Below are 4,871 nucleotides of genomic sequence, written 5' to 3' on the forward strand. Positions count from 1 at the left end.
TCGCTCGAGCGCCCCGCGGCAATCGCAGCCCAGAACGGCCTACAACTCTCTCGCAGAATTCCTTGGGACCGCGTCATCGCAACCTCCTTTGTCAAGGTGTTGCAACGACCGATTGAATTCGCCCTGGGTCGCCCGGTCAAGCCGGGCGACGACATCGACAGTGGGGGACGCACTTCGCGCCTCGCCTCCTACTGCTTCTTGATCAGGCTCCACTTCGTGATCACGGCCTCGCTCATCTGGCCGGCATCGCTGGCGCAGGCGATCTCGTCGACCTTGACCGAGATTTCCTTGCCGACGAACGACTTCAACTGCGCGGCCTGTGCGTCGCTGGAGGTGACGAGCTGGAAGGTCTCGGGGCCGGTCTCGAGATTGCAGAGCCCGTTCGGCGGCGGCAGGCGGCGCGGCTCGGAGGTGATCTGGTAGGTCGCGACGCGCTTGCCGTTCTTGACGTCGCGGACCTTCATCGCGTTGAGCTCTCCGGAGAGCACGTCGCCGGTGTTGATCGGCTTGCCGGGCTTGGACGGCGGCGGCGCCGCATCGTCCTGCTGTGCCGAGATGGCCGGAGTCACCACCAGCATCATCGTCGCGGCCAAAGCCAAGCGTGTGGCGAAAAGTTTCGTCATATCGTCCGTTCCGTAAGTTCTGGATAGCTAGAACAGGGTACGCTGCCGCATGGCGGCCGATAGCGTACCTTCATCGAGATAATCAAGCTCGCCACCGACCGGCACACCATGGGCGAGCCGGGTTACTTTTACGTTGGCGTCCTGAAGCAGGTCGGTGATGTAATGCGCCGTGGTCTGGCCGTCCACCGTCGCATTCAGCGCCAGGATGATCTCGTGCACCTGCGGATCATGCGCGCGCGCCACCAGCGCGTCGATGGTGAGGTCCTGCGGGCCGACGCCGTCGAGCGGCGACAATGTCGCACCGAGCACATGATAACGCCCCTGGGTCGCGTTGGCCCGCTCCAGCGCCCAGAGGTCGGCGACATCGGCGACGACGACGATGATGGAGGGGTCGCGCTTCGGATCGGTGCAGACGGTGCAGGGATTTTGCGTGTCGATGTTGCCGCAGGTCTTGCACACCTCGACCTTGTCGAGCGCGACCTGCAGGGCCGACGACAGCGGCATCATCAGCGCTTCGCGCTTCTTGATCAGGTGCAGCGCCGCGCGCCGCGCCGAGCGCGGACCAAGGCCCGGCAGCCGCGCCAGAAGCTGGACCAGCCGTTCTATCTCAGGACCTGCAACAGCGCCCATCTTACTGGCCGAACAGCCCCGGCGGCAGGCCGAGCCCGCCGGTGAGGGCCTGCATCTTCTCCTGCATGGCCGTCTCCGCCTTGCGGCGCGCATCACTGAGGGCGGTGACGAGCAGGTCTTCCAGCACCTCGCGCTCCTCCGCCTTCATCAGCGAGGGATCGATCTTGATGCCCTTGACGTCCATCTTCGCGGTCATGCGCACGGCGACCAGGCCGCCGCCGGAGATGCCCTCGACCTCGACGTTGGCGAGCTGGTCCTGCATCTCCTGCATCTTGGATTGCAGCTGCGCCGCCTGCTTCATCATGCCGAGAAAATCAGCCATAGCTCGCGTGTCCTTGAAAGAGGCTCAGAGATCGTCGCCGTCGGAACCGTCCAGCGGATCGTCACTGCCATAATCAGCGTTAATATTGGATTCCGGCGTCTCGGGGGCAAGCCTGCGGACTTCGACGACCTTGGCGCCGGGGAAGCGCGACAGCACCTCCTGCACGCGCGGATCGGCCTCGGCGGTACGGGCATGCTCCTGCTTGGCGGCCTGGTTCACCGAGCGCAGCGTCGGCTGGCCCTGCTCGTTGGAGACGATCACGGTCCAGCGCCGGCCGGTCCACAGCTCGAACTTCTTCGCAAGCTCCGAGATCATGGTCTTGGAAGCGTTGGGCTCGAGCGCGACCTCCAGCCGGCCCTCCTCGAAACGGACGAGGCGCATGTCGCCTTCGAGCGCGCCCTTGGTCATGAGGTCGCGCTTCTGCCCGGCGAGCGCGACGAGCTGGGTGAAGCTCGTGATGCGCAGCTGGGGAGCCGCGCCTTGCGGATCCGGCGCGGGCGCCACCATCTGCGGCCGGGCAGCGCCGCCGCCGAACGAGGACGGCGACGAGGTCGGCATGCGGACAGGGGCCGCGGACGCAACCGGCGCGGAAGGCGCGCTGCGCGCCGCACCGCCGCCGTTCACGACGGGCGAGCCGCCGCCGTTCTGCTCCAGCATCCTGATCGCTTCGTCCGGCGTCGGCAGGTCGGCGACATAGGCGATGCGCACCAGAACCATTTCGGCCGCGGCCGCAGGGCGCGTTGCGGACTGCACCTCGGCGATGCCCTTGAGCAGCATCTGCCACATCCGCGACAGCACGCGCATGGAAATCTTGGCCGCGAAGTCCCGCGCGCGAACCCGCTCGGTCTCGCCATAGGCGACGTTGTCGGCGGTTGCCGGAATGACCTTCACGCGGGTGACGAAATTGACGAACTCGGCGAGATCCGAGAGCACGACGATCGGGTCGGCGCCGACATCGTACTGGTCGCGGAACTCCTTGAAGGCGGCGGCGATGTCGCCGCGCGCCAGCGACTCGAACAGGTCGATGACGCGGGTGCGGTCGGCAAGGCCCAGCATCTGCCTGACCGCATCGGCCTTTACCTGGCCTGCCGCATGGGCGATCGCCTGGTCGAGCAGCGACAGCGAATCACGCACCGAGCCTTCGGCGGCGCGGGCGATGATGCCGAGCGCCTCCGGCTCGATCTCGACGCTTTCCTTGGCCGCGATGTTGGCAAGGTGCTTCATCAGCACGTCAGCCTCGACCCGGCGCAGGTCAAAACGCTGGCAGCGCGACAGCACGGTGACCGGAACCTTGCGGATCTCGGTCGTCGCGAACACGAACTTGGCGTGCTCCGGCGGCTCCTCCAGCGTCTTCAGGAAGGCGTTGAACGCCGCCGTCGACAGCATGTGGACTTCGTCGATGATGTAGACCTTGTAGCGGGCGCTGGCCGGGGCATAGCGCACGCTGTCATTGATCTGGCGGACATCGTCGACGCCGGTATGCGAGGCGGCGTCCATCTCCAGCACGTCCATGTGCCGGCTTTCCATGATCGCCTGGCAATGCACCCCTAACGTCGGCATGTGGATGGTCGGCCCCTTCACCGAGCCGTCCGGCATCTCGTAGTTGAGCGCACGGGCCAGGATGCGCGCGGTGGTGGTCTTGCCGACGCCACGGACGCCGGTGAGGATCCAGGCCTGCGGAATGCGCCCGGTCTCGAACGCATTGGAGACGGTGCGGACCACGGCCTCCTGGCCGATCAGGTCGTCGAAGCTGGAGGGACGGTATTTGCGCGCCAGCACCCGGTAGGGCGTGTTGCCAGCCGGGCCGGCGCTGTCAGGATTTTGGGGGGCGCCAGCGTCGGTCATCGGTCGATCCGCAATGAAATCTCTCTCGGCCGGCTTTTGCGGAAAGGAGCGCGCTGGCGGGAGGCCCGCCGACGCAATTCGCTCGGAAAAACAGGTAGGAGACTGACGAGCGACCCGATCCGGACCTCGTTAGGGCTGCTTCCTTCCGGACCTGACCCGGTTGGCGAGTGGCTCGTCCACCGCCAATCTCCCGGTCCCTATTTGGGGCCAAAGGGAGCGGAAAGCAAGCGGGTATCGGCTTGAACAGCTTGCGTTTGCCCAGCATCCGGGCAATTCCCGATCTGCCCAGCCAACAGGCTGTGCTTTCGCCGTACGGACCACCTTGCTAAGAACGCCTGCCGGAACTCCACCCAACCAGAAAAGCGATTGATCCCAATGGTTACACGTCGTGATGTTGCATCGATTGTCGGACTTGGCGCCATTGGTGCGGCGGCTGCGGGGACGCTGGCCGCCCCGGCCGTGGCCCAGACCGCCGATCCGAACGAATCGACCTTCGCCCGCATCCGCCGGACCAAGAAGATGCGGATCGGCGCGGTCGGCGGCGGCGCGCCCTATTACATGAAGGACCTCGCCTCCGGCCAGTGGAAGGGCTTTTACATCGACATTGCCAAGGGCCTCGCCGACGACATGGAGGCCGAGCTCGAGATCACCGAGACCACCTGGGGCAATTCGGTGCTGGATCTGCAGGCCAACAAGATCGACATCTTCTTCGGCCTCAACCCGACGCCGAAGCGCGCGCTGGTGATCGACTTCTCGGTGCCGGTCTTCAACAACGCCTTCGCCATCCTCTGCAAGAAAGACTTCAAGCCCAAGAGCTGGGCCGAGCTGAACTCGCCCGACATCAAGATCGCGGTCGACCAGGGCTCCTCGCACGACCAGGTCGTCAGCCGCCTGACGCCGAAGGCGCAGATCACGCGGCTGAAGACCGCGGACGATGCCACCGCCGCGCTGCAGACCGGCCGCGTCGATGCGCAGTGCCTGATCACCATGCTGTCACTGACCGTGCTGAAGAAGAATCCCTCGCTCGGCCAGCTCGTGCTGCCGACGCCGATCTTCGCGACGACGTCGAACGCCGGCTTCCGCCGCGAGACCGACAAGACCTGGCGCGACTACGTCAACACCTGGATCGACTTCAACAAGGGCCTCGGCTTCATCCGCAACGCGATCATCACGAATATGGAGCTGGTGGGCGTGACGGAAGCGGACATTCCGCCGGGGGTATCGTTGTAAAATGTGATGAAGTCAGGGCTGGCTCGCTCCGCGCACTCCGCTCTGCCCCCTCTCCCGCTTGCGGGGGAGGGTTGGGGTGGGGGTGTCTCCACAAAGAGATTCCCCAAGAGGAGAGAGCCCCCACCCGCCGCGCTACGCGCGTCGACCTGCCCCGCAAGCGGGGGAGGGGCACCGCGGACGCGGCGGCACGGGGTCGGGGTGTGGGGCGGGGGGGGGGGGGA

General features: G+C 65.9%; 5 protein-coding genes and 1 other RNA gene. 1 reads left to right on the top strand and 5 read right to left on the bottom strand.

The annotated features are described in order from the left end of the window. Window positions 1-188: 188 nt before the first annotated feature. The 5 genes from CVM73_RS38485 to ffs all read right to left on the bottom strand — a co-directional run bounded on the left by CVM73_RS38485 (window position 189) and on the right by ffs (window position 3,611). Window positions 189-623 (bottom strand): hypothetical protein, encoded by a 435-nt coding sequence (locus CVM73_RS38485; RefSeq protein WP_100236909.1) that lies wholly within the window; start codon window positions 621-623, stop codon window positions 189-191. Window positions 624-650: 27 nt separating this feature from the next. Further along, window positions 651-1,253, bottom strand: coding sequence for a recombination mediator RecR (gene recR, locus CVM73_RS38490; protein ID WP_100236910.1), 603 nt, complete (start codon window positions 1,251-1,253; stop codon window positions 651-653). A gap of 1 nt (window position 1,254) precedes the next feature. Next, window positions 1,255-1,575, bottom strand: coding sequence for a YbaB/EbfC family nucleoid-associated protein (locus tag CVM73_RS38495; RefSeq protein ID WP_061879603.1), 321 nt, complete (start codon window positions 1,573-1,575; stop codon window positions 1,255-1,257). Window positions 1,576-1,599: 24 nt separating this feature from the next. Continuing rightward, entirely contained in the window at window positions 1,600-3,420 is a 1,821-nt protein-coding gene (locus CVM73_RS38500; RefSeq protein ID WP_100236911.1) for a DNA polymerase III subunit gamma/tau, read from the bottom strand. 94 nt (window positions 3,421-3,514) lie between these two features. After that, an RNA gene (gene ffs, locus CVM73_RS38505) (signal recognition particle sRNA small type) lies at window positions 3,515-3,611 on the bottom strand. A 184-nt stretch (window positions 3,612-3,795) separates the two neighbouring features. Between ffs and CVM73_RS38510 the strand changes: the two genes are divergently transcribed. After that, complete coding sequence (locus tag CVM73_RS38510) at window positions 3,796-4,650, top strand: transporter substrate-binding domain-containing protein (protein ID WP_100236912.1); 855 nt, start codon at window positions 3,796-3,798, stop codon at window positions 4,648-4,650. Window positions 4,651-4,871 lie beyond the last annotated feature (221 nt).

Source organism: Bradyrhizobium forestalis, from assembly GCF_002795245.1.
Lineage (GTDB): Bacteria > Pseudomonadota > Alphaproteobacteria > Rhizobiales > Xanthobacteraceae > Bradyrhizobium > Bradyrhizobium forestalis.